This window comes from Nonomuraea typhae, from assembly GCF_009760925.1.
GTDB lineage: Bacteria > Actinomycetota > Actinomycetes > Streptosporangiales > Streptosporangiaceae > Nonomuraea > Nonomuraea typhae.
Window position 1 is genome coordinate 534651 of the sequence record NZ_VRLV01000002.1, and the last position, 22153, is coordinate 556803.

General features: G+C 72.7%; 19 protein-coding genes. 12 read left to right on the top strand and 7 right to left on the bottom strand.

The annotated features are described in order from the left end of the window. Positions 1-90: 90 nt before the first annotated feature. From FVE25_RS08955 to FVE25_RS53750, 4 genes are all read left to right on the top strand, one after another. Entirely contained in the window at positions 91-1014 is a 924-nt protein-coding gene (locus tag FVE25_RS08955) for an oxamate carbamoyltransferase subunit AllH family protein (protein ID WP_246266811.1), read from the top strand. Continuing rightward, on the top strand, positions 1011-2324 hold the full coding sequence (locus FVE25_RS08960; RefSeq protein WP_219825399.1) for an AllF/FdrA family protein: 1314 nt from the start codon (positions 1011-1013) through the stop codon (positions 2322-2324). Before FVE25_RS08955 ends, FVE25_RS08960 begins: the two co-directional genes overlap by 4 nt. Continuing rightward, positions 2321-3709 (top strand): YlbE family protein, encoded by a 1389-nt coding sequence (locus FVE25_RS08965; RefSeq protein ID WP_157245953.1) that lies wholly within the window; start codon positions 2321-2323, stop codon positions 3707-3709. The genes FVE25_RS08960 and FVE25_RS08965 overlap by 4 nt, the downstream gene beginning before the upstream one ends. Positions 3710-3876: 167 nt before the next feature. Beyond that, positions 3877-6150, top strand: a complete 2274-nt coding sequence (locus FVE25_RS53750; protein ID WP_181019509.1) for a serine/threonine protein kinase — start codon at positions 3877-3879, stop codon at positions 6148-6150. 3 nt (positions 6151-6153) lie between these two features. Here FVE25_RS53750 and FVE25_RS08975 read toward each other — a convergent pair whose 3' ends face one another. Beyond that, positions 6154-6924, bottom strand: coding sequence for an alpha/beta hydrolase family protein (locus tag FVE25_RS08975; RefSeq protein WP_157245954.1), 771 nt, complete (start codon positions 6922-6924; stop codon positions 6154-6156). Positions 6925-6987: 63 nt separating this feature from the next. Here FVE25_RS08975 and FVE25_RS08980 point away from each other — a divergent pair, with 63 nt between their 5' ends. Together FVE25_RS08980 and FVE25_RS08985 are read left to right on the top strand one after the other, a co-directional pair. Next, on the top strand, positions 6988-7560 hold the full coding sequence (locus FVE25_RS08980; RefSeq protein WP_157245955.1) for a TetR/AcrR family transcriptional regulator: 573 nt from the start codon (positions 6988-6990) through the stop codon (positions 7558-7560). An 11-nt stretch (positions 7561-7571) separates the two neighbouring features. Next, positions 7572-8387, top strand: coding sequence for an MOSC domain-containing protein (locus FVE25_RS08985; RefSeq protein ID WP_157245956.1), 816 nt, complete (start codon positions 7572-7574; stop codon positions 8385-8387). Between the two features lie 36 nt (positions 8388-8423). On the opposite strand, the gene FVE25_RS08990 is transcribed toward FVE25_RS08985, so the two are convergent. Then, on the bottom strand, positions 8424-9407 hold the full coding sequence (locus FVE25_RS08990; protein ID WP_157245957.1) for a hypothetical protein: 984 nt from the start codon (positions 9405-9407) through the stop codon (positions 8424-8426). A gap of 138 nt (positions 9408-9545) precedes the next feature. On the opposite strand from FVE25_RS08990, the gene FVE25_RS08995 reads away from it, so the two are divergent. After that, entirely contained in the window at positions 9546-10877 is a 1332-nt protein-coding gene (locus FVE25_RS08995; protein ID WP_246266812.1) for an MFS transporter, read from the top strand. A gap of 67 nt (positions 10878-10944) precedes the next feature. Here FVE25_RS08995 and FVE25_RS09000 read toward each other — a convergent pair whose 3' ends face one another. Both FVE25_RS09000 and FVE25_RS09005 read right to left on the bottom strand, forming a co-directional pair. Continuing rightward, positions 10945-12516 carry a bifunctional 3'-5' exonuclease/DNA polymerase gene (locus FVE25_RS09000; RefSeq protein ID WP_425489479.1) on the bottom strand — a complete coding sequence of 524 codons (1572 nt, stop codon included), beginning with the start codon at positions 12514-12516 and terminating at the stop codon, positions 10945-10947. Between the two features lie 21 nt (positions 12517-12537). Beyond that, positions 12538-14025: a metallophosphoesterase family protein gene (locus FVE25_RS09005; protein ID WP_157245959.1), complete on the bottom strand. Its 1488-nt coding sequence runs from the start codon at positions 14023-14025 to the stop codon at positions 12538-12540. A 244-nt stretch (positions 14026-14269) separates the two neighbouring features. Here FVE25_RS09005 and FVE25_RS09010 point away from each other — a divergent pair, with 244 nt between their 5' ends. After that, the gene (locus FVE25_RS09010) at positions 14270-14536 is read left to right on the top strand and encodes a hypothetical protein (RefSeq protein WP_157245960.1); all 267 of its coding nucleotides are present in this window, start codon (positions 14270-14272) and stop codon (positions 14534-14536) included. Here FVE25_RS09010 and FVE25_RS09015 read toward each other — a convergent pair. Next, positions 14526-16187, bottom strand: a complete 1662-nt coding sequence (locus FVE25_RS09015) for an FAD-binding oxidoreductase (protein WP_157246593.1) — start codon at positions 16185-16187, stop codon at positions 14526-14528. The two genes, FVE25_RS09010 and FVE25_RS09015, sit on opposite strands and share 11 nt — an antisense overlap. Before the next feature lie 29 nt (positions 16188-16216). Here FVE25_RS09015 and FVE25_RS09020 point away from each other — a divergent pair, with 29 nt between their 5' ends. The 4 genes from FVE25_RS09020 to FVE25_RS09035 all read left to right on the top strand — a co-directional run bounded on the left by FVE25_RS09020 (position 16217) and on the right by FVE25_RS09035 (position 19651). Beyond that, positions 16217-16717 carry a TetR/AcrR family transcriptional regulator gene (locus FVE25_RS09020; RefSeq protein WP_157245961.1) on the top strand — a complete coding sequence of 167 codons (501 nt, stop codon included), beginning with the start codon at positions 16217-16219 and terminating at the stop codon, positions 16715-16717. Positions 16718-16757: 40 nt separating this feature from the next. Beyond that, complete coding sequence (locus tag FVE25_RS09025) at positions 16758-18209, top strand: glycerol-3-phosphate dehydrogenase/oxidase (RefSeq protein WP_157245962.1); 1452 nt, start codon at positions 16758-16760, stop codon at positions 18207-18209. 159 nt (positions 18210-18368) lie between these two features. Next, positions 18369-19238, top strand: coding sequence for a sucrase ferredoxin (locus tag FVE25_RS09030; protein WP_246266813.1), 870 nt, complete (start codon positions 18369-18371; stop codon positions 19236-19238). A gap of 101 nt (positions 19239-19339) precedes the next feature. Further along, complete coding sequence (locus FVE25_RS09035) at positions 19340-19651, top strand: WhiB family transcriptional regulator (protein WP_157245964.1); 312 nt, start codon at positions 19340-19342, stop codon at positions 19649-19651. Between the two features lie 107 nt (positions 19652-19758). Here FVE25_RS09035 and cydB read toward each other — a convergent pair whose 3' ends face one another. Continuing rightward, positions 19759-20754: a cytochrome d ubiquinol oxidase subunit II gene (cydB, locus tag FVE25_RS09040; protein WP_157245965.1), complete on the bottom strand. Its 996-nt coding sequence runs from the start codon at positions 20752-20754 to the stop codon at positions 19759-19761. A gap of 10 nt (positions 20755-20764) precedes the next feature. Beyond that, positions 20765-22144, bottom strand: coding sequence for a cytochrome ubiquinol oxidase subunit I (locus tag FVE25_RS09045; RefSeq protein WP_157245966.1), 1380 nt, complete (start codon positions 22142-22144; stop codon positions 20765-20767). Positions 22145-22153: the final 9 nt, after the last annotated feature.

Here is a 22153-nt window from a genome sequence, read left to right on the forward strand (position 1 = left end):
CAACCTTCCGGGTCACTGTTGGCAAATTTCTCCGTACGGGGTGTCGTGGGGCCGTTCTACGGTCAGGTCCATGGTCGGAAGGGGGATTCGGTGACGGTCAGTACACCTGCCAGGCGGCCGCGGACCCACATGACCGGAGCGGCCAGCACCGCCGTACGCCCGGTCCTGGAGTCGCCTCGCCGCCGCGCCCGCGTCCTGGCCGCCTTCCCGGCCGGCATCTACCTGGAGGTGCGCACCGACCTGGAGCCGTCGGTGATCGCGATCATCACGGGGGCGGCCACCCGGCTGCCCAACTCGGTGCTGCTCGCCGGCGACCTGCCACACGTCACGATGGGTGACGAGGCGGCGGTGGGCGAGGGCGTCATCGAGGTCGGCCGCCTGCGCCTGCGCGCCCGCCGCTGGTGGGACCCGGCCCCGCCCCTCGGGCGCGTCGATCCGGTACGGCTGGCCGCGCTCCCGCCGGGACCCGCGGGCCCTCCGGGACACGCGGGACCCGAGCCGGGCCTGGCCGGGCACCCGGCCGTGGACCTGCTGGCCGGCGCCTGCGCGAAGGGCTGGCTGCTCGGCGCCGTGAGCGCGGCCGAGCAGCTGGTGGGCCTCGGCCCCGGGCTCACCCCGAGCGGCGACGACGTCCTGGCCGGGCTGCTGGTGACGCTGCGGCACCTGGGGACGGCGGCCGGGGTGGAGCGGGCGGTGTGGCTGGCCGACTGGCTGGCGGCGACCGTCACCTACGACGCCCGCTCCCGGACCACGCCGATCTCGGCGGCGTTGCTGCACTGCGCGGCCCGCGGCGAGTCGTGCCCCGAGGTGAGCGCGGTCCTGCGCGCCCTGACCGGCCGCCAGCTCCTGGAAGCGGCGCTGGCCCGGCTCCACCGCCTCGGCCACACCTCGGGCGCCGACCTGGCCCAGGGCGTCGCGATCGGCCTGGCCGCCGTCCGCTCCCTGGCCGCCCCGGCGCCCGCGAGCCGCGGAAACGGGCGGCGCAAGACCCTGCTGCGCGGTGGTGCCCGTTGACCCGGGACCTGGTGAGCGTCCGCAAGGGTGTCTATCGCGACTCGGTCACCCTCATGCGCATCAGCAAGACCCTGTCCGACCTGGAGGGCGTGGAGGTGGCGGTGGTCGCCATGGCCACGCCGCTCAACCTCGATTTGGCCCGCGACCTGCGTTTCGCCATTCCCCCGGCCGACCCGGCCGACCTGCTGGTGGCGGTCCGCGGCGACGCCCCGGAGCCGGCCGAGGCGGAGCTGGACCGCCTCCTGTCCGCGCACGAGGGCGGCGGCACGGCGGCCGTGGTCCAGCTCCCGCTCACCACGCAGTCGGCCGCCCGCCGTACCGAGGCCGACGTGGTCCTGGTCTCCGTCCCCGGCGAGCACGCGTTCGCGGAGGCGGCCGACGCCGTCGAGGCGGGCCTGCCGGTCATGGTGTTCAGCGACGGCGTCCCGGTGGAGCAGGAGATCGCCCTCAAGGATCGCGCGGCGGAGAAGGGCGTGCTGGTCATGGGACCCGACTGCGGCACCGCGGTGATCGCGGGCGTGGGCCTCGGGTTCGCGAACGTGCTGCGCCCCGGCCCGGTGGGCATCGTGGCCGCCTCGGGCACCGGCGCCCAGCAGATCGCGTGCCTGCTGGACCTGGCCGGGGTGGGCGTCAGCCACATCCTGGGCGTCGGCGGCCGCGACCTGTCCCCGGAGGTCGGCGGACGCTCGGCCGGGCGGGCCATCGCGATGCTGGACGACGATCCGGCCACGGAGCTGATCGTGCTGGTCGCCAAACAGCCGGCGGTGCGGCCGGCCGTACCGAGGGTGACGAGGTTCGCGGAAGCGGGCACGGACCTGACGGCGGCGGCCGAGCGGGTGCTGAAGGAGCTGGGCAGGCCGGTTCCCGCCTGGCCGTCGTGGCCCGCGTGGTCGGGCAAGAGCGCGACCGGGGGCGTGCTGCACGGCATCTACTCGGGCGGCACGCTGTGCGCCGAGGCGCGGGAGGTGGCGGGAACGGGTGTGTTCACGGACTACGGCGACGACGCCTACACCAGGGGACGGCCCCATCCCATGATCGATCCGACACTGCGGCTGGAGGCGCTGGCCGCCGTCCCGCGGGGGGACGCGGTGCTGATGGACGTGGTGCTGGGCCACGGCGCCGACCCGGATCCGGCCGCCTCCTACGCGCACGCCGTGGCCCGCTGCCCGGCCACGGTCGTGGTGGCGCTGGTCGGCACCGAGGGCGACCCGCAGGACCTGCACCGCCAGGCCGCCGCCTTCCGCGAGGCCGGCGCGGCCGTCTTCACCTCCAACGCCCAAGCCGCCCGGCATGCCAGGAGCCTGCTATGAGCCTTCTGTCCGGCCCGCCGCGGGTGATCACGGTCGGCGCCGAGCCGCTGGGCGAGGCGCTGGACGCGCAGGCGGTGGCGCGCACGCCGGTCGCCTGGCGGCCGCCGCTGCCGGGCACCGCGGACGCGCTGGCGCGCGTGCTGGCCGATCCGCGCCGCGCCGCCGCCAACGAGCTGGCCGTGCGCCGCCTGACCGCCGCCCGTCCTCACCTGATCGGGGTACGGCCGGCGGCGCTGGCCCTGGACCTGCCGGAGCGGACGTTCCTGCACGCCGGGCCGCCCATCACGTGGGAGCGGGCCTCGGGGCCGATGCGCGGCGCGCTGATCGGGGCGATGCTGCTGGAGGGCTGGGCCGACGACGAGCAGGAGGCGGTCGCCGGCCTGGCCGAGGGGCGGGTGGCGCTGGAGCCGTGCCACCACCACCGGACGGTCGGGCCGATGGCGGGCGTGGTGAGCCCGTCGATGTGGATGTTCGAGGTGCGCGACGAGGAGCACGGCGGCACCGCCTACTGTTCGCTCAACGAGGGCCTGGGCAAGGTGCTGCGCTACGGAGCCTACGGCCCCGAGGTGCTGCGGCGGCTGCGCTGGATGGGCGAGGTGCTCGGCCCGGCGCTGGCCTCGGCGCTGGCCATGACCGGGCCGATCGACCTGCGTGCGATGATCGCGCAGGCGTTGCAGATGGGCGACGAGCTGCACAACCGCAACCGCGCCGCCACCTCGCTGCTGCTGCGGGAGCTGGCCCCGGCGCTGGTCGAGGCGGCCGCGGGCCGGGCCGCGGAGGTGCTGCGCTTCGCCGGCGGCAACGACCACTTCTTCCTCAACGCGGCCATGGCCGCCGCCAAGGCCGCCACGGACGCCGCCCGCGACATTCCTGGCTCGTCGCTGGTGGTGGCGATGGCGCGCAACGGCACCGACTTCGGCGTGCAGGTCTCGGGGCTGGGCTCGCGGTGGTTCACCGGGCCCGCGGGCGTGCCGGACGGCCTCTATCTCGGCGCGTACGGCCCGGCGGACGCCAATCCGGACATCGGCGACTCGACGATCACCGAGACGGCCGGGCTGGGCGGCTTCGCGATGGCCGCGGCGCCGGCGATCGTGCGCTTCGTCGGCGGCGAGGTGGACGACGCGGTGGCCGCCACCCGCTCGATGTACGAGATCACGCTGGCCGAGCATCCGGCCTTCCAGATCCCGGGATTGGGTTTCCGCGGCACCCCGGTGGGGATCGACGTGGCGCTGATCGCGAGGACGGGCGTGCTGCCGGTGGTCAACACCGGGATCGCGGGGCGCGTGGCGGGCACCGGGCAGGTCGGCGCGGGGCTGGTGAGCCCGCCGGCGGAGGCGTTCACCAAAGCGCTGCAGGCTTTGACCAAGCGATCTGCAATTGAGTAAGTGATCGATTAAAGTTTCGCATTATCGCAGGTCGAGCCACGTTTTTTGACGATTTATGATGCTTCAACTTCCGTTCGTCAATCGACTGCCTATATCGTGTCGATCCTCATAATCTAGAAGTATCGCGCGACGCACGTGACCGATGAGGCTGGAGATGGGGGCGGGAGATGTCAGCCGACCGCTTGCTCAGCGGGCCGGGCGCGGAAGGCAGCGTTCCGCAGAGCCAGGGCCGCCTGATCGGCCGGCGCTACCGCCTGATGTCGCCGGTCGGGCGCGGCGGCATGGGCATGGTGTGGCACGCCCATGACGTGCTGCTCGACCGTGCCGTGGCGGTCAAGGAGCTCATCCTCCCCTACGGCCTCGACCACGCCGGCAAACAGGTCGCCCACCGCCGCATGCTGCGCGAGGCCCGCTCGGCCGCCCGCCTCACCCACCCCGGCATCGTCACCGTCCACGACGTCGTCGAAGAGGACGGCCGCCCCTGGATCGTCATGGAGCTGGTCCGCGCCTGGTCCCTCGAGCAGGCGGTACGGCAGAGCGGCCCGCTGCCCGTCATCCAGGCCGCCGAGATCGGCATCCGGGTCCTCGACGCGCTCCGGCACGCCCACGCCGCCGGCATCCTGCACCGCGACATCAAACCGGGCAACGTCCTGCTGACCGCCGACCGGGTCGTGCTGACCGACTTCGGCATCGCCGCCATCGAAGGCGACGTCACCATCACCCAGACCGGGCTGCTCATGGGCTCGCCGGCCTACGTCCCGCCCGAGCGGCTGTCGGGGCAGCAGATCACCCAGGCCGCCGACCTGTGGTCGTTCGGCGCCACCCTGTACGCGGCCGTCGAGGGCCGCCCGCCGTACGAGGGACCGGACGCCATCGCCGTGCTCGGCGCGGTGGTCACCCACGAGCCCATCAGGCCCCAGCGGGCCGGGGCGCTGCTGCCGGTCATCGAGGGCCTGCTGCGCAAGAACCCGGCCGACCGGATGTCCGCCGCGCAGGTCGCCGGGCAGCTGGAGCAGATCCTGCGCGCCCACGGCTCCCGGCCGCCGCGCGGGCCCGAGGCGCCCGGGCTGCCCACCCAGTCCGATCCGACGCCCGCCGGGCTTCTCCCTCCGCTGGAGCCGCCGTCCGGGCCGATGCCGTCGCGCATCGTGGAGACGCCTTCAGGGCCGGTACGCGTGCCGTACGACCCGCTGAACAGCCCGTCCGGCGGGTACGTGCTGCCCTACGACGGGATGAGCAGCCCGTCGGGCAGCCACAACACCGACCGGATCGCCCGGCCGCCGGGCGACTTCGACGCCTTCACCAGCCACTCCGGCCCGCTCCCCGGCCGGCCCGGCCCCCCGGGCGCGCACGACGTGAGGAGCCCGTCGGGGCCGCACGATCTGCGCGGCCCTTCAGGAGGGCACGACCTGCGCAACCCGCCGGGCGCGCACGATCTGAGCGGTCCCTCGGGCGCGCACGACCTGCGCAGTCCCTCCGGCGCGTACGACGACCTGCGCAGCCCTTCGGGAGCGCATGACCTGCGGAGCCGTCCGGGAGGGCACACCCTCGGGAGTCCCTCGGGGGCCCACGAGGTCCGGAGCCCTTCGGGTGGCCACAACTTCGGGAGCCCGGCGGGGGTGGAGCCGGGGGCCGCGCGGCCGACGTTCGGCGGCGCGTCGGGGCCGCAGCCGATTCTCCCCCTGACCAGCGACGTCCGCAGCGCCCCCTGGCCGCTGGCCTCGGCCGACGACCTTCGGGAGCAGTCCAGGGGCCTGTCGCGGGACCTGGGCGCGAGCCGTACCGAGAGACCGGCGGAGCGCACCACCAGGAGCCGCAGACGGCCGGCCGACGGCGGGGCGCGCGGCCGCCGTCCCTCCGCGCGGCCGATCGTGGTGGCGCTGGCCGGCGTGGGCGCCGCCGCGGTCGCGATCTGGCTGCTGACCTCGGGCGGCGCACCCGCCACCGAGCAGGTCGCGGGCGCCTCGCAGTCGGCGCAGGCGGCGCCGGAGCCGTCGGTGGCCACGGTGCCGGGCGGGTTCGAGGAGCACACCGCGGCCGGGTTCACCGCCGCGCTGCCGGAGGCGTGGAAGGCCGCCCCGGCCAGCGGCCTCGCGACCTTCACCGGCCCCAAGGACTCCGGCATGAAGATCACCGTCCAGCAGACGGCCCCGCAGGCCGACGGCGGCGTGGCGGAGCTGTCGAAGGAGGAGTCCAACGGCGGCGTCGAAGGCTACATCCAGGTGCAGCTGCAGGCCCTGGACTGGCGCGGCTGGAAGTCGGCCGACTGGGAGTACACCTACACGCTGGCCAACGGCGTCCCGATGCACGCGCTGACCAGGATCGTCACCATGGACGACACCACCGCGTTCAAGATCACCTTCGAGATGCCCGAGCTCAAGTGGGACGACCAGGCCGAGCTGCGCCGGGTGTTCCTGGAGTCGTTCCGCAAGGCGGGCTAGCCGTCACAGGCTCCGGTCGAGGAAGCCGCGCAGGGTCGCGGCCAGGTCGGTCCGCCGGTCGGAGAGCGCGTGGTCGGTGGCCCACTCGTGGTGTTCCAGCCGGGCGCCGGCGTAGGCGGTGACGAGCGGCCGGTGGTGCACGGCGGCCGGGCTCACCGGATCCTGACCGGATCCGACGAGCAGCACCGGCCGCCCGGCCAGCCGCGCGGCGAGGGCGTCCAGCCGCCAGGCGGCCCCGGCCGCGACCATCTCGGCGACCAGGGCGGGACCGCTCGTGCCCCGCAACGGCAGCAGCTCCTCCTGGAAGATCCCGGCCAGCTCCGCCCGCCCGGCCTCGTCGAGCGCGGCGGCCACCGCCCCGAAGTCGTACCCGGACACCGACGCCACCGCCGCCACCGAGGGCTCGGCCGCCGCCGTCATCAACGCCACGAACCCGCCCATGCTGTGCCCGGCCAGCGCGACCCTGCGCGGGTCCAGCCGGTGCCGGGCCCCGAACTCCCCGCGTACGGCCCGCAGCACGGCCGACCCGTCGGCCAGCGCGTTCCCCCAGGACCAGTCGCCCCCGACACCCCACGAACCGCGGTAGTGGAAGACCAGCGCCGCATACCCGGCGCTCCGCAGCGTCTGGGCGAGGTCGAAGTTGCGCTCGTTGCCCGGGAAGCCGTGCAGGAGAACGACGACCGGATGCGGCCCCTCTCCCGCAGGCAGATGCAGCACCCCGAGCAGGGGCACCCCCTGGCTGTCGATGGTCACCGCCGGGGTTTCGGCCCGCATGGTTCCTCCACCAAGATAGAACCGGTCGTTACGATGCGAACCTTAGCGGGTAGCATCACGTTCGTGCCAGTAGCCAGGGGAAGCACGCTCGATCCGGCCCGTACCCGGGCCGCCATCCTCGCGACCGCGACCGGCCTGCTCTACGAGCGCGGGCTCGACGGGGTCGGCGTGGCCGAGTTGTGCGCCGCCACCGGCACCTCCAAGGAGACCCTCTACCGCCATTTCGGCTCGAAGGAGGGCCTGATCCGCGCGGTCCTGGAGGAGCGCAGCGCCCGGATCACCGGCTGGCTCCGGCGCGCGGCCGACTCGGCCACCACCCCCTCCGCCAAGCTGGAAGCCGTCTTCGACGCCCTGATCGAGTGGCACGACTCCCCCGAGTTCCGCGGCTGCGCCATCCTCAACGCCGCCGCCCAGCACCACGACGCCCCCACCCGGGCCATCGCGGTCCGGCACCTGGAGAGCCGCCGGGCCCTGCTGCGCGAGATCGCCGCCGACGCCGGCGCCGCCGACCCCGGCACGCTGGCCACCCAGTTGCTCGTCCTGATCAGCGGCGCCACGGTGACCGCCACCCACCTGGCCGGCCGCCGTCCCGCGGAGGCCGCCCGCGCCGCCGCCCTCGCCCTGCTGGGCGCGTAGGATCCGCACCCATGAGGGTGCACGCGCTTCACATCTATCCCATCAAGTCCACCCGGGGCCACGACCTCGACTCCGCGCAGGTGGAGCCGTGGGGCCTGGCCGGTGACCGCCGCTACCTGGTGGTCGACGCGAACGGCACGATGCTCACCGCCCGCGAGTTCCCCAAGCTGCTGTCCTGCCGCGCCGAGCTCGCCGGCGGCACCCTGACGCTCACCGGCCCGCACGCCGCCCCCCTGCTCGTACGGCCGGCCACCGCCCTGACCACGGTCTCCGTCTGGCGCACCGACGTCGACCTGCGCGACTGCGGCGACGAGGCGGCCACGTGGCTGTCGGCCCTGCTCGAGCACCCCGTCCGCCTGAAATGGCTGGACGACCCCACCCGCCGCCCGGTCGACCCGGACCACGGCCGCCCGGAGGACCGCGTCTCCCTGGCCGACGGCTACCCCCTGCTCCTCACCTCGACCTCCTCCCTGGCCCGGCTGAACGACTGGATCGCCGAGGGCGCCGTCGAACGCGGCGAGGACCCGCCCAGCCCGCTGCCCATGGGCCGCTTCCGCCCGAACGTGGTCGTGGACGGCGTCGCCGAGCCGTTCGCCGAGGACGAGTGGAAGCGCGTGCGCATCGGCGCCCTCGGCTTCCGCGTGTCCATGGGCTGCCCCCGCTGCGTCCTGACCACCATCGACCACTCCACTCACGCCAAGGGCAAGGAACCCATCCGCACCCTGGCCAGGCACCGCAAGTGGGACGGCAAGACGTGGTTCGGCATGCTGCTCATCCCCGACACGACCGGGCGCGTGTCCGTGGGCGATCCGGTCGTCGCGATGTGAGCCGTCAGGACGAGGTGGCGGGCCCGCCCGATCCTTTCACCGGCCGAGGGGGACGGGCGTCCGGCGGGCTGCGGTGACCACGGCGCCGGCCGCGGCCGCGGCGGCCAGCACGACGGCGGCGAAGATCGCGAGCGTCAGGCCGTCGGGGTGCATGAACGACTGGCCGCGGGCGGCCTGCCAGGCCGTCAGGGCGCTCAGCCCGCAGTAGGCGAGTCCGCCGACGGCCACGAGCCGGCTCCGGACGTGCTCGTCGCGCAGCCAGGCGTGCCGGGCCGCGAGGAAGCCCAGGACGACCGTGAGCAGAAGGAGCACGTGGATGCCGTGCATGCCGATGAAGTGCGGCGCGCGCAGGTCGCCGCCGGTGGCGCTCCAGTTGGTGATCGGCATGCCGGCGCCGTCGGGGTCGCCGATGCCGTGGCCGGCCCCCAGGGTGACCTCGTCGCCGTTGGCGTCGAGCACGGTACGCCGTCTGATGCCGCCGACGAAGGCCAGCCAGTACGGCACGGAGGTGCCGAAGACGGCCAGGACCAGCCCGTAGCGCAGGGCCGTGGTCAGGGCCCGGCCGCCGACGCGCTGGACGAGCACCAGGACGGCGATGACCAGGTTGGAGACGAGGATCGGCGGCACGCCGTACACCAGCACCTGGGCCGTGAAGCTGGAGAGCGGGTCGCCCCCGATGTTGAAGTGGCTGAAGGTGCCGCGGGCGGCGGCCAGGGTGATGACGCCGACGTCGAGGAGGGCGCAGGCGGCGATCACGGTGCCCATCCACCAGCCGAACCGCCTGGCTCTGGTCAGCAACGTGAGCAGCCAGGCCAGGGTGAGCGTGTAGAGGGCGAAGGCGAAGGTGAACTTCAGCGGCTTCAGCCAGATCGGCTCGCCGAGCAGCGTGCGCCGGTCCGCCACCAGGCCCACGACGGAGACGGCCAGCAGGACGGCCAGCAGGCCCGCGGCCACCACCAGCGGCCGATGCCACTGACGCAGCACGCTCGCCAGGGCGCCACGTGGATGCTCAGGGGTCATGACAGGTCCTTTCCGGGATGTGCACGTTGTACATGATCAGTGCACACTGTACGCACAGGGATCGCCGTTCGCAACGAGCTACAGTGTTCACATGGTCCCGGCCTGCTGATGTTTGGGGTGATATGCGACACTTCACCGGTGACCGATGCCCCGATAAAGCCCGAAATTTCGCAGCAAAGGGACGTCCGGAACGTCCAGCGGCGCACGCTGGCCGTGCTCTCGATCGCCCAGATCGTGGGCGGCGTCGGCGTCGCGGTCGGCCTGGCGCTCAGCTCGGTGGTCGTCGACCAGCTCTCGGGATCCACGGTCATCAGCGGCCTGGCAGGCACCGCGACCGTCCTCGGCGCGGCCCTGCTCGCCCTGCCCATCGCCAAGGCCGCCGCCCGCGGCGGCCGCCGCTCCGGACTGGCCCTGGCCTACATCGCCGCCACCGCGGGCTGCGCGGTCTCGGTGCTGGCGATCACGATCAGGTCGTGGCCGTTGCTGCTGGCCGGGCTCGTGCTCGTGGGCGGCGGCAGCGCGGGCAACCTGGCCGCCAGGTACTCGGCCACCGACCTGTCCCCCAAAGGCCACGCCGCCCGGCACCTGTCACTCGTGGTCTGGATGGCGACGGTCGGCTCGGTGGCCGGCCCCAACCTCGCCAAGCCCGCCGACCACCTCGGCGTCTCCGCCGGACTGGTCGAGAACGCCGGCCCCTTCGCCTTCTCCGCCCTCGCCTTCGGCCTCGCACTCCTGGTCGTCGTGGCCGGCCTCCGCCCCGACCCCCTGAAGCTGGCCCGCACCCTGGCCGCGCCCGCGGAGAACCCCCTGACCGGCCCCTCGGGAAACCCTCCGGCCGCGCCCGCCCGGGACGTCCCGGGCTCAGGCGCCAAGTCCGCCCGGGACACGAGCCTGCGCGGCGCCTGGCACACCCTGCGCGCCATCCCCATGGCCCGGCGCGCGCTCGTGATGATCGCGATCAGCCACACCGCGATGGTCTCGGTCATGTCGATGACCCCCGTCAAACTCCACCACGACGGCTCCAGCCTCGACGTCATCGGCCTGGTGATCAGCCTGCACATCGCCGGCATGTACGTGCTCTCGCCCGCCGTCGGCTGGCTGGCCGACAAGGCGGGACGGGTGCCGGTCCTCATCCTGGGCATGGCGCTGCTGCTGGCCTCCGCCGTCCTCGCGGGCACGGCCGAGCACAGCCTCTGGCAGATCACCATCGCGCTCATCCTGCTCGGCCTCGGCTGGTCGTGCGGCCTGGTGGCCGGATCGGCGCTGGTCAGCGAGTCGGTCCCGATCGAGCGCCGCCCGGCGGTGCAGGGCGCCTCGGACCTGGTCATGAACCTCTGCGGCGCCACCGGCACCGTCGTGGCCGGGGCCATCGTCGGCGGGCTCTCCTACGGCGTGCTCGGCCTGGTCGTGGGCGTGATGGTCACGGCAGCCGGCATCTGGCTCTTCGCCACCACCCGCCGCACCCCCTGACCTCCGTCCCAGAACGCACCCCTCCCCGGCGCCGCCGTACCACCAGACCTCCCAAGCGCCGCCCGGCCTACTTCGCGTCCGCGTAGCAGCTGACCGCGACCGCCTCCATCGGGAAGCGCACCGGCGTCCGCCCGAACAGCAGCCTGCTCGCCTCGGCCGCCGCGGCGGTGACCGCGGCCGTCACCGGCTCGGCCAGGTCGAGCGGGCAGTGCACCATCACCTCGTCGTGCTGGAAGAACACCAGCCGGGCCGGCTCCGGCAGCCGCCCGCGCAACACCGCCAGCAGCGCCAGCGCCCACTCGGCCGCGGTCGCCTGCACGACGAAGTTGCGGGTGAAGCGGCCCCGGTCGCGGGCGGCGCGGTGGCCGTCGGGGCCCGCGACCAGCTCGCGCCAGCGCGGCGAGGGCGGCGGAGAGGTACGGCCCAGCCACGAGCGGACGATCTTGCCGTCCTCCCCCGCCTTGGCGGCGTCCTCCACGAAGCGGTAGGCGTCGGGGAAGCGCTGCCGCATCACGGCCAGCAGCTTGGGCGCGTCGCCGCTGGTGCCGCCGTACATGGCCGAGAGCATGGCCAGCTTCGCCTGCTCGCGCTGCCCGCCGAACGACGTGGCCAGCGCGGAGTACAGGTCGATCTCCCCGGCCGCCGCGGCCAGGCCGACGTCGCCGGCCATCGCGGCCAGCACCCGTGGTTCGAGCTGGGCGGCGTCGGCCACGATGAGGGTCCAGCCGTCGTCGGCCACCACGACCTTGCGCATCACCTTGGGGATCTGCAGCGCCCCGCCGCCGCTGGTGGCCCAGCGGCCGGAGACGACGCCGCCCACGACGTACTCGGGGCGGAAGCGGCCCTCGCGCACCCACTGGTCAGCCCAGGTCCACCCGTGGAAGGAGTAGACCCTGGCCAGTTCTTTGTAGGCGAGCAGCGGCCGGACGGCCGGATGGTCAAGCCGCTTGATCTCCTCAGACCGGGTCGACCTGATCGCCAGCCCGGCCCCCTTGAACGCCTTGACCAGCTGCTGCACCGAGTCGGGGTTGACCGGATGCCCGAAGGCCGCCGTCACCTCGTCGGCCAGCGCCTGCAGCTTGGCCGGGCGCATGCCGTGCACCGGGCGCGGGCCGAGCAGGTCGGTCAGCAGGGCGTCGTGGACGTCACGCCGCCACGGCATGCCGTCGCAGGCCATCTCGGCGGCCACCAGCGCACCCGCGGACTCGGCGGCGACCAGCAGCCGGAAGCGGCCCGGCTCGGGCAGCGCCTCGATGCGGCGCAGCTGGTCGTGCAGGACCTCGGCCAGCTCGGCCGGGCCCAGCCTGGGGCGCTCCGGCTCGAACAGCGTGTCCTGCCGGGCGGCCGGGCCGTCGGCGTCGTCGGGGACCGGCAGGCCGTGGAGCCTGGCGTGGGCGGCCTCGGCCGAGCGGGCTTCGCCGTACCGGCCGTCGTGGGCGAGCAGGAGGCTCTCGGTCAGCGTGATGTCGTGACAGCGCGCCACGCGGCGCCCGGCGGCCACCAGCGGCGGGTAGGACTCGCGCGTGTCGGCCCAGACCCAGCGCGGCCGCTCGCGTTCGGCCTCGTCGAGGCGTGCGGGGGCGAGGGTGCCCCCTTCGGCCAGGAGATGGACCTCCTGCCCCGCCATCAGCGCGTACACGCCTCCCAGAGTGCCAGGTCACTACGACAATTCGAGGACCACCTCGTCCTCCAGCGGCGGGTCCTGCTCGGCGGGCAGGCAGCCGGTGGCGGCGAAGCAGCGGATCTTGAGCTCTCCCGGCGTGACCTCCAGGTGGAGGAACTGCTTGAAGAACGGCGGTTCGTCCCAGTCCGACAGTTCCGACAGATAGCGGTGGAAGACCCTGTCCACCGGCAGCCGGAACGGCCACTGCCAGGCCCCCAGCAGCCGCGCCGCCCAGCGCATCCGCCGGGTGATCACCACGTCCGTGTCGATCGGCCGCACCGGCGTGTTGCGGATGTGCTCGGCGGTGACCCGCGCCGCCTGCGCGGGCGTCAGGTAGAGCCACTTCATCCGCAGCCGCCGCGCGTAAAGCTGGCTGTAGAACGACAGCGAGTCGCCGCGCAGCGGGTAGCACTTGAACTCGTCCTCGTGCACCCCGGCCACGTCCACCCGCCGGATGGTGTGGGTGGCGTGCATGAAGGCCCCGGCGCCGCCGGCGACGATGTACTGGATCACCCGGTCGCCCACGCGCACGGGATAGCGCTGGTAGTTGTGCACGTCCCCGCCGATCGCGGCGACGTAGCGGTGGGCGGGGTCACGCACGATGTCGTCGACGGTGCCGCCGCCCTCCAGTTGCGAGGGCTTGTAGTCGTTGCGCGTGTAGATCGGCTTGCCGGTCACGAGGATCTTCGGGCGCGGGTCGAGCGAGGTACGGCGCAGCCATTCCGTCTGCCGTTTGTCGATCACGCCCTTGATCCCGGTGTCGATGCCGACGATGAGCAGGCTGTCGCTCTCGATCACCCAATAGGGCGCGGGCTGCACGGCCTGCTGCGCCGGGGCGCCGCGCATTTTCCTGGCCTCGGTCAGCTTCCGCTCGTCGATCGGATCGGGTTTGCGCCACAACAGCCCGCGCAGCCCCCGGTCGGGAGCGGGCCGCAACGGGGGCGCGTCGCAGAAGACCCGCATGAACCCGCCGAGCCCGTCGTACCAGTCGTGGTTTCCGGGAATGGCGTAGATCGGCGCCTGATAGCGCTGATAAGGGCGGAAGAACTTGTGCCCGTATTCGTCGCCCGCACCGGTCGGATAGATGACGTCGCTGGCGATGACGGCGAACGCCGTGTCCTGCCCGATCTTCAGCATTCCGGGCACCACCGCGTACTGCGAGGCGTCGCCCTCGCCCGGATCCCCCAGCAGCAGGAAGGAGAAGGACTCCCCCAGACCAGGGCTGATCCGGTGCTCGGGATCGACCCCGCGGGCGTGCTGGGCGTCCACCCACCGCTCGCGCACCTTCCCGGACGGATCGCCGAAGAGCCCGGCGAGAATCTCGTTGCGCGAGCGCCACAACGTCCGCGGATGCAGCCAGGAAAACGTGTCGTTGTCCGGCCGTAAATCCTTGTACGTGCCGACCTGCCGGCATCGCCACCCGGCGCCTTCCTCCGATACGCGGGATGACTGCTGCTTTCCTCGTTCCGCCGCCGCTTCGACCATGACCTTATCTTTGCCGCGATCTTGCGGAATCGCACCCCGAACTCTCCGTACCGCTGAGAACACGGGTGGTGTACGCTCAACGGTCAGCCGTACAAGGGGGGCTGGGATGGCCCGTAACGGTTTCGACGATCCAATCCAACGCGGCACGGTGGGGGCTGAGGCCGTCGAGGGACTTCTCGCCTATGCTCAGACCCGGTCGAGGTGGGGCAGGGCAAGGCTGAAACGCGCCCTGCAGGCGGTGGCCATGAGCAGGATTCTGGCCGCCCGCGACCCGATCGCCCACTCCTGCCTGCTGGCCAAGTCCTTACGGACGGCGGCGACCTTGCTGCTGCTACGCCGCCGCCCCGCCCAGGCGCTCCCGCTGGCGGAGGAGTCGGTGGCCCTGGCCCGCGGCACGGGCGGCGCGCCGCTCGTGGTCTCGCTGGTCTGCCTGGCCGAGATCCTCAACGCCCTGCATCGGTACGGCGAGGCCGCCGACGCCATCGCGGAAGCCGACAAGGTCAGGGAGTGACCAGGGCGCCGGGATTCATGATCCCGGCCGGGTCCAGGCGTTCCTTGACCGCCCGCAGGATCTCCGTCCCGAGGGGGCCGATCTCGCGGGCGTAGGCGTCGCGGTGGTCGCGGCCGACGCCGTGGTGGTGCGAGATGGTGCCGCCCGCCGCCACGATCGCTTCGCTGACCGCCTCCTTGGCGCGCTCCCACTGCTCGATCGGGTCGCCCTTCTGGGCGGTGACGACGGTGAAGTACAACGAGGCGCCGCTCTCGTAGACGTGCGAGATGTGGCACATGACCAGCGGCGAGCCGAGGGCGCCCAGCAGCGCCAGCCGTACCGCGTCGTAGAGCCTGGGCAGGCCGGCCCAGAAGCCGGCGGTCTCCAGGGTTTCGACGGTAGCGCCCTCGGCCAGCAGCGAGTCGCGCAGGTACGGCGCGGAGAACCGCCCGTGAGCCCATGCTTCGCCCGGTTCCTCACCGAGCGGTGTCCCGCCCAGCCCGGCCAGCACCCGCCCCGCCGCCCTCCGGCGCGCGGACACGCCGGTCACCTCGGCACCCGGCCCCTCGTCGGTGCCCTCGTATCCGGCGATCACCAGGCAGCCGCTGTCACCGCCGCCGATCGCCTCGGGCTTGGCCAGGCCGATCATGGTCTCGGTCTCGTCGGACAGCCGCAGCACGGTGGGCAGCGGGCCGTGCTGGGCCAGCGCCCGGAGGGCCGCGCCGCCCTCGGCGAACGAGGCGAAGCGCCAGCCCTCGTACACCTTGACGGCAGGCGCCCTGCGCACGCGCAGCCGCAGCGCGGTGATGACGCCGAAGGCGCCCTCGGAGCCGAGGACGAGCTGCCGCAGATCGGGCCCGGCTGCGGACTTGGGCGCCCGGCCGAGCTCCAGCGTCCCGGTGGGGGTGGCCAGGGTCAGGCCGACGACCATGTCGTCGAAGCGGCCGTAGCCGGCCGACGCCTGCCCGCTGGAGCGCGCGGCGGCGAACCCGCCGAGCGTGGCGTACTCGAAGGACTGCGGGAAGTGCCCCAGGGTGAGGCCCTGCTCGCCCAGCATCCGCTCGGCCTCGGGCGCGCGCACGCCCGGCTCGAAGGTGGCGATCATCGATTCGGCGTCCACGCCCAGGAGCCGGTTGAGGCGCCCCAGGTCAAGCGCGACCACCCCGGCGAACCGGGTGTCGCGGACGCCTCCGGCCGAGGGGGCGCCTTCAGGCGCGGGCGCGCCTTCAGCCGAGGGGGCGCCTCCGGGCGTGAGAGCGGGGGTGAGGGCGCCGACGACCGAGGTGCCGCCGCCGAACGGGACCACGGCCACCCGGGCCTCGGCGCACACCCGCAGTACCTCGGCCACCTCGTCGTGGTCGCCGGGTGACACCACGGCGTCGGGTGCCCCGGCGCCGTCGCCCGCGCGCATGCGCAGCAGGTCGGGGGTGGACTTGCCGCCCGCGTGCCGGACCCGGTCCTCGTGCGCGGTGGAGACGTGACCGGCCCCGGTCACGTCGCCGAGCGCGGCCAGCACGGCGGCGGGCAGGCGTGGCGGCGCCAGCCGTACCGACTCCAGCGTGGCGGCGGGGACGCCGGGGGCGCGCACGCCGAGCAGGTCGTGCAGGAGCTTGCGGACCGTCTCCGGGAGCTCGCGCGCCTTGGCGGGGTCGCCCCATCCGGACCAGAGCATGGGTTCACTCACGCTCTACACTGTGACACATGACGTCGATTCGTCACAATGACGTGGTCCTGGACGCCGCCCGTGACTGCGTGCTGGACTACGGGGTCCGGCGCACGACGCTGACCGACGTGGCCCGGCGGGCCGGGGTGTCGCGGATGACGATCTACCGGCGCTGGCCGGACGTGCGCAGCCTCGTGGGCGACCTGATGACGCGCGAGTGGGTGCGGGTGGTCGAGGGGCTCGACGTGCGCGATCCGGTCGCGGCGGTGGTGGCGGGGGTGCGGGCGCTGCGCGGGCATCCGCTGCTGCGCAAGATCGTGGGCGCGGATCCCGAGCTGCTCCTGCCCTACCTGCTCCAGCGCACCGGCGCCACCCACGAGGCGATCCTGGCCGTGCTCGAACCTGCCGTCGGCGACCGGGCCAAGGCGCGCGTGATCCTGCTGGTGGCGCAGTCGTTCCTGCTGTCCGGCCCCACGATGCTCGACGACGCCGCGCTCGACGCCGAGCTCACGACCCTTCTGGAGGGCTACCTTGCCTAGTTCGACGCCTGGTCCGACGCCTGGTCCGACGCCTGGTCCGATGTCTGGGCCGACGCCTGGTCCCCTGTCCGGTTCGTCGCTGAACGCCGCCCGCCGGGCCGCCGAGCTGGTCAGGAGCGCGGAGGAGACCGTGGACGTCCTGGTCGTCGGCCTGGGCGCGACCGGTGCTGGCACCGCGCTGGACGCCGCCTCGCGCGGCCTGTCCGTGGCCGCGATCGACGCCCACGACCTGGCGTTCGGCACCTCGCGGTGGAGCTCGAAGATGATCCACGGCGGCCTGCGCTACCTGGCCAAGGGGCAGGTCGGCGTGGCCCGCGAGAGCGCCGTCGAGCGCGGCATCCTGCTCACCAGGACCGCGCCGCACCTGGTCAGGGCGCATCCGTACCTGCTGCCGCTGACCCCGGCGGTCTCCCGGCGGCAGGCGGCGCTGGTCATGACCGGCTACCGGCTGGGCGACGGGCTGCGGGCCGCCGCGCGGACGCCGCGCCGCCTGCTGCCCGGCCCGTCGCGGCTGACGGCCGCCCGGACGCTCGAGGCCGCGCCGGTGCTGCGCGGGGCCGGCCTGCGGGGCGCGCTGCTGTCGTGGGACGGGCGGCTGGAGGACGACGCCCGTCTCGTGGTGGCCATAGCCCGTACGGCGGCGGCCCACGGCGCGCGGATCCTGACCCGGTGCCGGGCCCTGGAGCTGTCGGCGACCGGCGCGCGGGTCCGCGACGAGCTGAGCGGCCAGGAGTTCTCGATCCGGGCCCGCGTGGTGATCAACGCGGCCGGCGTCTGGGCGGGGCACCTGAACCCCGAGGTCACGCTGCGCCCCTCGCGCGGCACCCACCTGGTCTTCCGCGCCGAGGAGCTTCCCGGGCTCCGGGCCGGGCTGCACGTCCCGATTCCCGGGGAGAGCAACAGGTTCGCCCTGGTCCTCCCCCAGCACGACGGCCGCGTCTACGTCGGCCTCACCGACGAGCCGGTGGACGGCCCGATCCCGGACGTGCCCGAGGCTCCGGAGGCGGACATCAGGACGTTGCTGGCGGTGCTGAACTCGGTTCTGGACGTTCCGGTGACCCGTGACGCGGTCGCGGGCGCCTACGCGGGCCTCAGGCCGCTGCTGGCCGCGGAAGGACGGACCGCCGACCTGTCGCGCCGGCACGCCGTGCTCGACTCGGGCGGGTTCATCACGGTGGTCGGGGGCAAGCTCACGACCTACCGCCGCATGGCGCAGGACGCCGTCGATCACGCGGTACGGCTGGCGGGGCTGGCCGCCGGGCCGTGCCTGACCGCGGCCCTGCCGCTCGCCGGCCGGGCCGTACACGCCTATGCGAAGGCCGAGCCGGAGCCGGCCGGTCCGGGCGTCACCAAGGGCGAGCTGCGCTTCGCGGTGGAGCACGAGGGGGCGCTCGACGAGAGCGACCTCCTGGACCGCCGCACGCGCATCGGGCTGGTGGCCGCGGATCGCGAGGCGGCGCTGCCGATGGCCCGTGACGTGCTGAGGGGTTGACGCCTCAGATTTCTGGGTATGGAGATCCTTTTCTTCGGCGTGTCTGCCCCCGCGATCACTCCCGCAACCGCGTTAGGTTAGTCTTACCTAAATCGCTGTCGGGGAGGACGAAACGTGGCCAGGGGTTGTGATCATCCAGCGGGGTGCCACACCGGCGGCGTGCCCACCTTCGCCAGCGCGACCGTGGGCGCGCGACTCTGGCTGCTCATCGAGCACTCCGGCCCATGGCCCTCGCACATCGACGACGGCACCCTTCCGGAAAAAATCTCGGAACTTGTCCGCCGGGCCCTTGACAGAGGGATCCGGCCCCAGCTGATCCGCCGCCCCGGAAGGCGGACCCGGCCGCAGGACCAGGGGATCCGTGTGCTACTCGGGTACGCGATCGGCGACAAACCCTGGCTGGCCAGGGGAGTCGTCGCAGGTCCCGACGATCTTGACCTCGACGCTCTGGTGGCCGGAGTGGTCCCGGAGTCCTGCATACTTGAAGACGAGCCGGTATTTCTGGTCTGCACGCACGCCAAGCGCAATGCGTGCTGCGCCCGCATTGGACTACCCCTCGCTCGCGGCCTGGCAGATTTTTTGCCGGACAGAGTGTGGGAAACGTCACACGTTGGCGGCGATCGCTACGCCGCCAACCTCGTGTGCTTGCCACACGGAATTTTCTACGGCAGCATGTCTCAGGCTGCTGCGCTCGCAGCAGCGAACGCGTACCGGTCCGGCGAGGTGATTCTCGACCGTTTCCGGGGACGCGCAGGCATCCCTGAGCCACTGCAAGCCGTGGAGCACTTCGCCCGAGCCCATACGGGAGAGTGCCGCCTAGGCGGAGTGGCCGTGGAATCCGCCAGGTCGGACGGCGACGTCACCGAAGCCATTGTGCGCGTCGGAGACGTCCGGTTCCAGGTTGTGGTTGAGCCATCGGTGTTCCAAACACCGTGTGGTACGGCTTGCGCCGAGACGATCACCACCTACCGGCTGGTCTCGCTGGACAGGCTCACGCCTGTGCGGTACGCCACGCCCGCCCTTACCTGATCACGGGAACATCACGGCCAACCCTTGCGTTGGAACAGTGACGCCGAAAGCGTCCAATGCGGCTCAATTACTGAAATACCTCTCACGAAGGTGGTTTTCTCATGTCTCAGGTACGTCGGCAGCTCGCCCGCCCGCGCCCCAGCTGGGGATGGCAGGATGATGCCGCGTGCCGGGGTGAGGACCTCGTGCTCTTCTTCGGCCCCGATGGGGAGCGGCAGCCCGAGCGTGACGTACGCGAGCGGAAGGCCAAGGCGATCTGCGGCGGCTGCCCCGTCCGCAACGAGTGCCTCGACTACGCGCTGTCCCGTCCGGAGAAGTACGGCACGTGGGGCGGTCTCAACGAGGACGAGCGGGCCAGCGAGCGCCGCCGTCGCATGCGCCGCGCGGCCAGCGCCGGCATCTCCGCCGCCTGACTTCACCACCGGCACCACAAGTTCCCGCGTGATCACGCAGTTGTTCCGATGAGCGGAGCGCGCCCGCCTTGCGCGCTCCCGCGAACCCGGTCGGGACAACTGCCTGATCAAGCAGGAATGTCACGGACGCCGATCCTGCGGCGGAACACCCAGTACGTCCAGCTCTGGTAGAGCAGCACCAGCGGCAGGAAGATCACCGCGACCCAGGTCATGATGCCGAGCGTCTTCGGCGTGGCGGCGGCGTTCGTCACCGTCAGGCTGTTGGCCGGATCGAGCGTCGAGGGCAGGACGTCCGGGTAGAGCACCGCGAACAAGCTGATCACCGCCACGCCGATGGCCACCGCCGACAGCGTGAACGCCCAGCCCTCGCGTCCCCTGGCGATCGCGCCGAGCCCGGCCAGAAACGCCAGCGCGGCTGCCACGGCCGGCACCGCGGTCACCCAGCTCCCGCCCTGGAACTGCGTCCAGCCCAGGAACAGCACGGCCAGCGCCGCGGCCAGCACGCCCACGCGGGAGGCCACCGCCCTGGCCCGGCCCCGGATCTCCCCCGTCGTCTTCAGCGACAGGAAGATCGCGCCGTGGGTGAGGAACAACGTCAGCGTCACCAGCCCGCCGAGCAGCGCATACGGGTTGAGCAGGTCCCAGAACGTCCCGGCGTACTCGTGCCGGGCGTCCAGCTTCACCCCGCGCACGATGTTGGCGAACGCCACGCCCCACAGCAGCGCCGGCACGACCGAGCCGAACACGATGCAGCGGTCCCAGTTCGCCTTCCAGCGCGCCGAGTCCCGCTTGGCCCGGTACTCGAAGGCCACCCCGCGCAGGATGAGCGCCACCAGGATGATGAGCAGCGGCAGGTAGAAGCCGCTGAACAGGCTCGCGTACCACTCGGGGAAGGCGGCGAACGTCGCGCCCCCGGCGGTCAGCAGCCACACCTCGTTGCCGTCCCAGACCGGCCCGATCGTGTTGATCATCACGCGCCGTTCGGTCCCGTCCTTGGCCAGGACGGGCAGCAGCATGCCGACGCCGAAGTCGAAGCCCTCCAGGACGAAGTAGCCGACCCACAGCACGGCGATGGCCGCGAACCAGACGTCGTTCAGCGTCATGGGGCACTCCTCAGTAGGCGAAGGCCAGTTTGCCGTCGTCGTCCGGTTCGTCCTTCAGAGGTGGCGGGGGCTGCCTGCCGTACTTGATCATGAGGCTCAGCTCGACCACGGCCAGCGCGCCGTACAGGAGCGTGAAGACGATCAGCGAGGTGAGGACGGTCCCCGCGCCGACCGCGGGCGAGACCCCCGCCGCGGTCTTCATCCGGGTGAAGACGAGCCACGGCTGGCGGCCCATTTCGGTGAAGATCCAGCCGAAGCTGTGCGCCAGGACCGGCAGCACCACCGACCAGGCGGCCACCCGCCACAGCCAGCGCGGCTCCGGCAGGCGGCCCTTTCTCGTCAGCCAGAGCAGGACGAGCGCGATGAGGGCGGCCAGGCCGCCGCAGCCGATCATCAGGCGGAAGCCCCAGTAGGTGATCGGGATGTAGGGGCGGTAGTCGCCGGGGCCGAACTCCCGCTCGTACTGGGCCTGAAGGTCGTTGATGCCCTTGACCTCGCCGTCGAAGGAGCCGGTGGCCAGGTACGACAGCGCGCCGGGGATCTCGAGCTGGTACAGGGGCGTCTTGCCGTCGAGCGTGCCGATCGTGAACAGCGAGAAGGGGGCGGGCTGGGCGGTCTCGTAGAGTGCCTCGGCGGCGGCCATCTTCATCGGCTGCGTCTGGGTCATGATCTTGCCGAGCGTGTCGCCGGAGAAGAAGACCAGCACGAACGCGATCAGGGTGGTCCACAGGCCGAGCTTGAGCGTGGGGCGGAAGACGTCCACGTCACGCTTCCTGGCCAGGTGCCAGGCGGAGACGGCCAGCAGGACCACGCCGCCCGACAGCCAGGCGGCGAAAATCGTGTGCGGGAACGTGGCCAGCACGACCTTGTTGGTGAGGACCGCGCCGAAGTCGGTCAGCTCCGCGCGGCCGCCGGCCGGCTTGTAGCCGACCGGCCACTGCATGAACGAGTTGGCGGCCAGGATGAAGTAGGCCGACATCACGGTCCCGATCGCGACCAGCCAGATGCAGGCCAGGTGGAGCTTCTTGGGCAGCCGGTCCCAGCCGAAGATCCACAGTCCGAGGAAGGTGGACTCCAGGAAGAACGCCAGCAGCGCCTCGATGGCCAGCGGCGCGCCGAAGATGTCACCGACGAAGCGGGAGTAGGAGCTCCAGTTCATGCCGAACTGGAACTCCTGCACGATCCCGGTCACCACGCCCATGGCGAAGTTGATCAGGAAGAGCTTCCCGAAGAACTTGGTGGCCCGCAGGTACGAGCCCTTGCCGGTGCGTACCCACGCGGTGTGCAAGATCGCCACCAGCAGTGACATGCCTATGGTGATCGGCACGAACAGGAAGTGGTACACCGTGGTGACACCGAACTGCCACCGTGCCAGATCCAGCGCGTCCATAAAGTCACT

Coding starts and splice junctions, on each gene's coding strand:
- FVE25_RS08965 (WP_157245953.1), top strand. CDS start 2,321: ATGAGCCTTCTGTCCGGCCCGCCGCGGGTGATCACGGTCGGCGCCGAG.
- FVE25_RS53750 (WP_181019509.1), top strand. CDS start 3,877: ATGTCAGCCGACCGCTTGCTCAGCGGGCCGGGCGCGGAAGGCAGCGTT.
- FVE25_RS08975 (WP_157245954.1), bottom strand. CDS start 6,924: ATGCGGGCCGAAACCCCGGCGGTGACCATCGACAGCCAGGGGGTGCCC.
- FVE25_RS08985 (WP_157245956.1), top strand. CDS start 7,572: ATGAGGGTGCACGCGCTTCACATCTATCCCATCAAGTCCACCCGGGGC.
- FVE25_RS08990 (WP_157245957.1), bottom strand. CDS start 9,407: ATGACCCCTGAGCATCCACGTGGCGCCCTGGCGAGCGTGCTGCGTCAG.
- FVE25_RS09005 (WP_157245959.1), bottom strand. CDS start 14,025: ATGGTCGAAGCGGCGGCGGAACGAGGAAAGCAGCAGTCATCCCGCGTA.
- FVE25_RS09010 (WP_157245960.1), top strand. CDS start 14,270: ATGAGCAGGATTCTGGCCGCCCGCGACCCGATCGCCCACTCCTGCCTG.
- FVE25_RS09015 (WP_157246593.1), bottom strand. CDS start 16,187: ATGCTCTGGTCCGGATGGGGCGACCCCGCCAAGGCGCGCGAGCTCCCG.
- FVE25_RS09020 (WP_157245961.1), top strand. CDS start 16,217: ATGACGTCGATTCGTCACAATGACGTGGTCCTGGACGCCGCCCGTGAC.
- FVE25_RS09025 (WP_157245962.1), top strand. CDS start 16,758: ATGTCTGGGCCGACGCCTGGTCCCCTGTCCGGTTCGTCGCTGAACGCC.
- FVE25_RS09035 (WP_157245964.1), top strand. CDS start 19,340: ATGTCTCAGGTACGTCGGCAGCTCGCCCGCCCGCGCCCCAGCTGGGGA.
- cydB (WP_157245965.1), bottom strand. CDS start 20,754: ATGACGCTGAACGACGTCTGGTTCGCGGCCATCGCCGTGCTGTGGGTC.
- FVE25_RS09045 (WP_157245966.1), bottom strand. CDS start 22,144: ATGGACGCGCTGGATCTGGCACGGTGGCAGTTCGGTGTCACCACGGTG.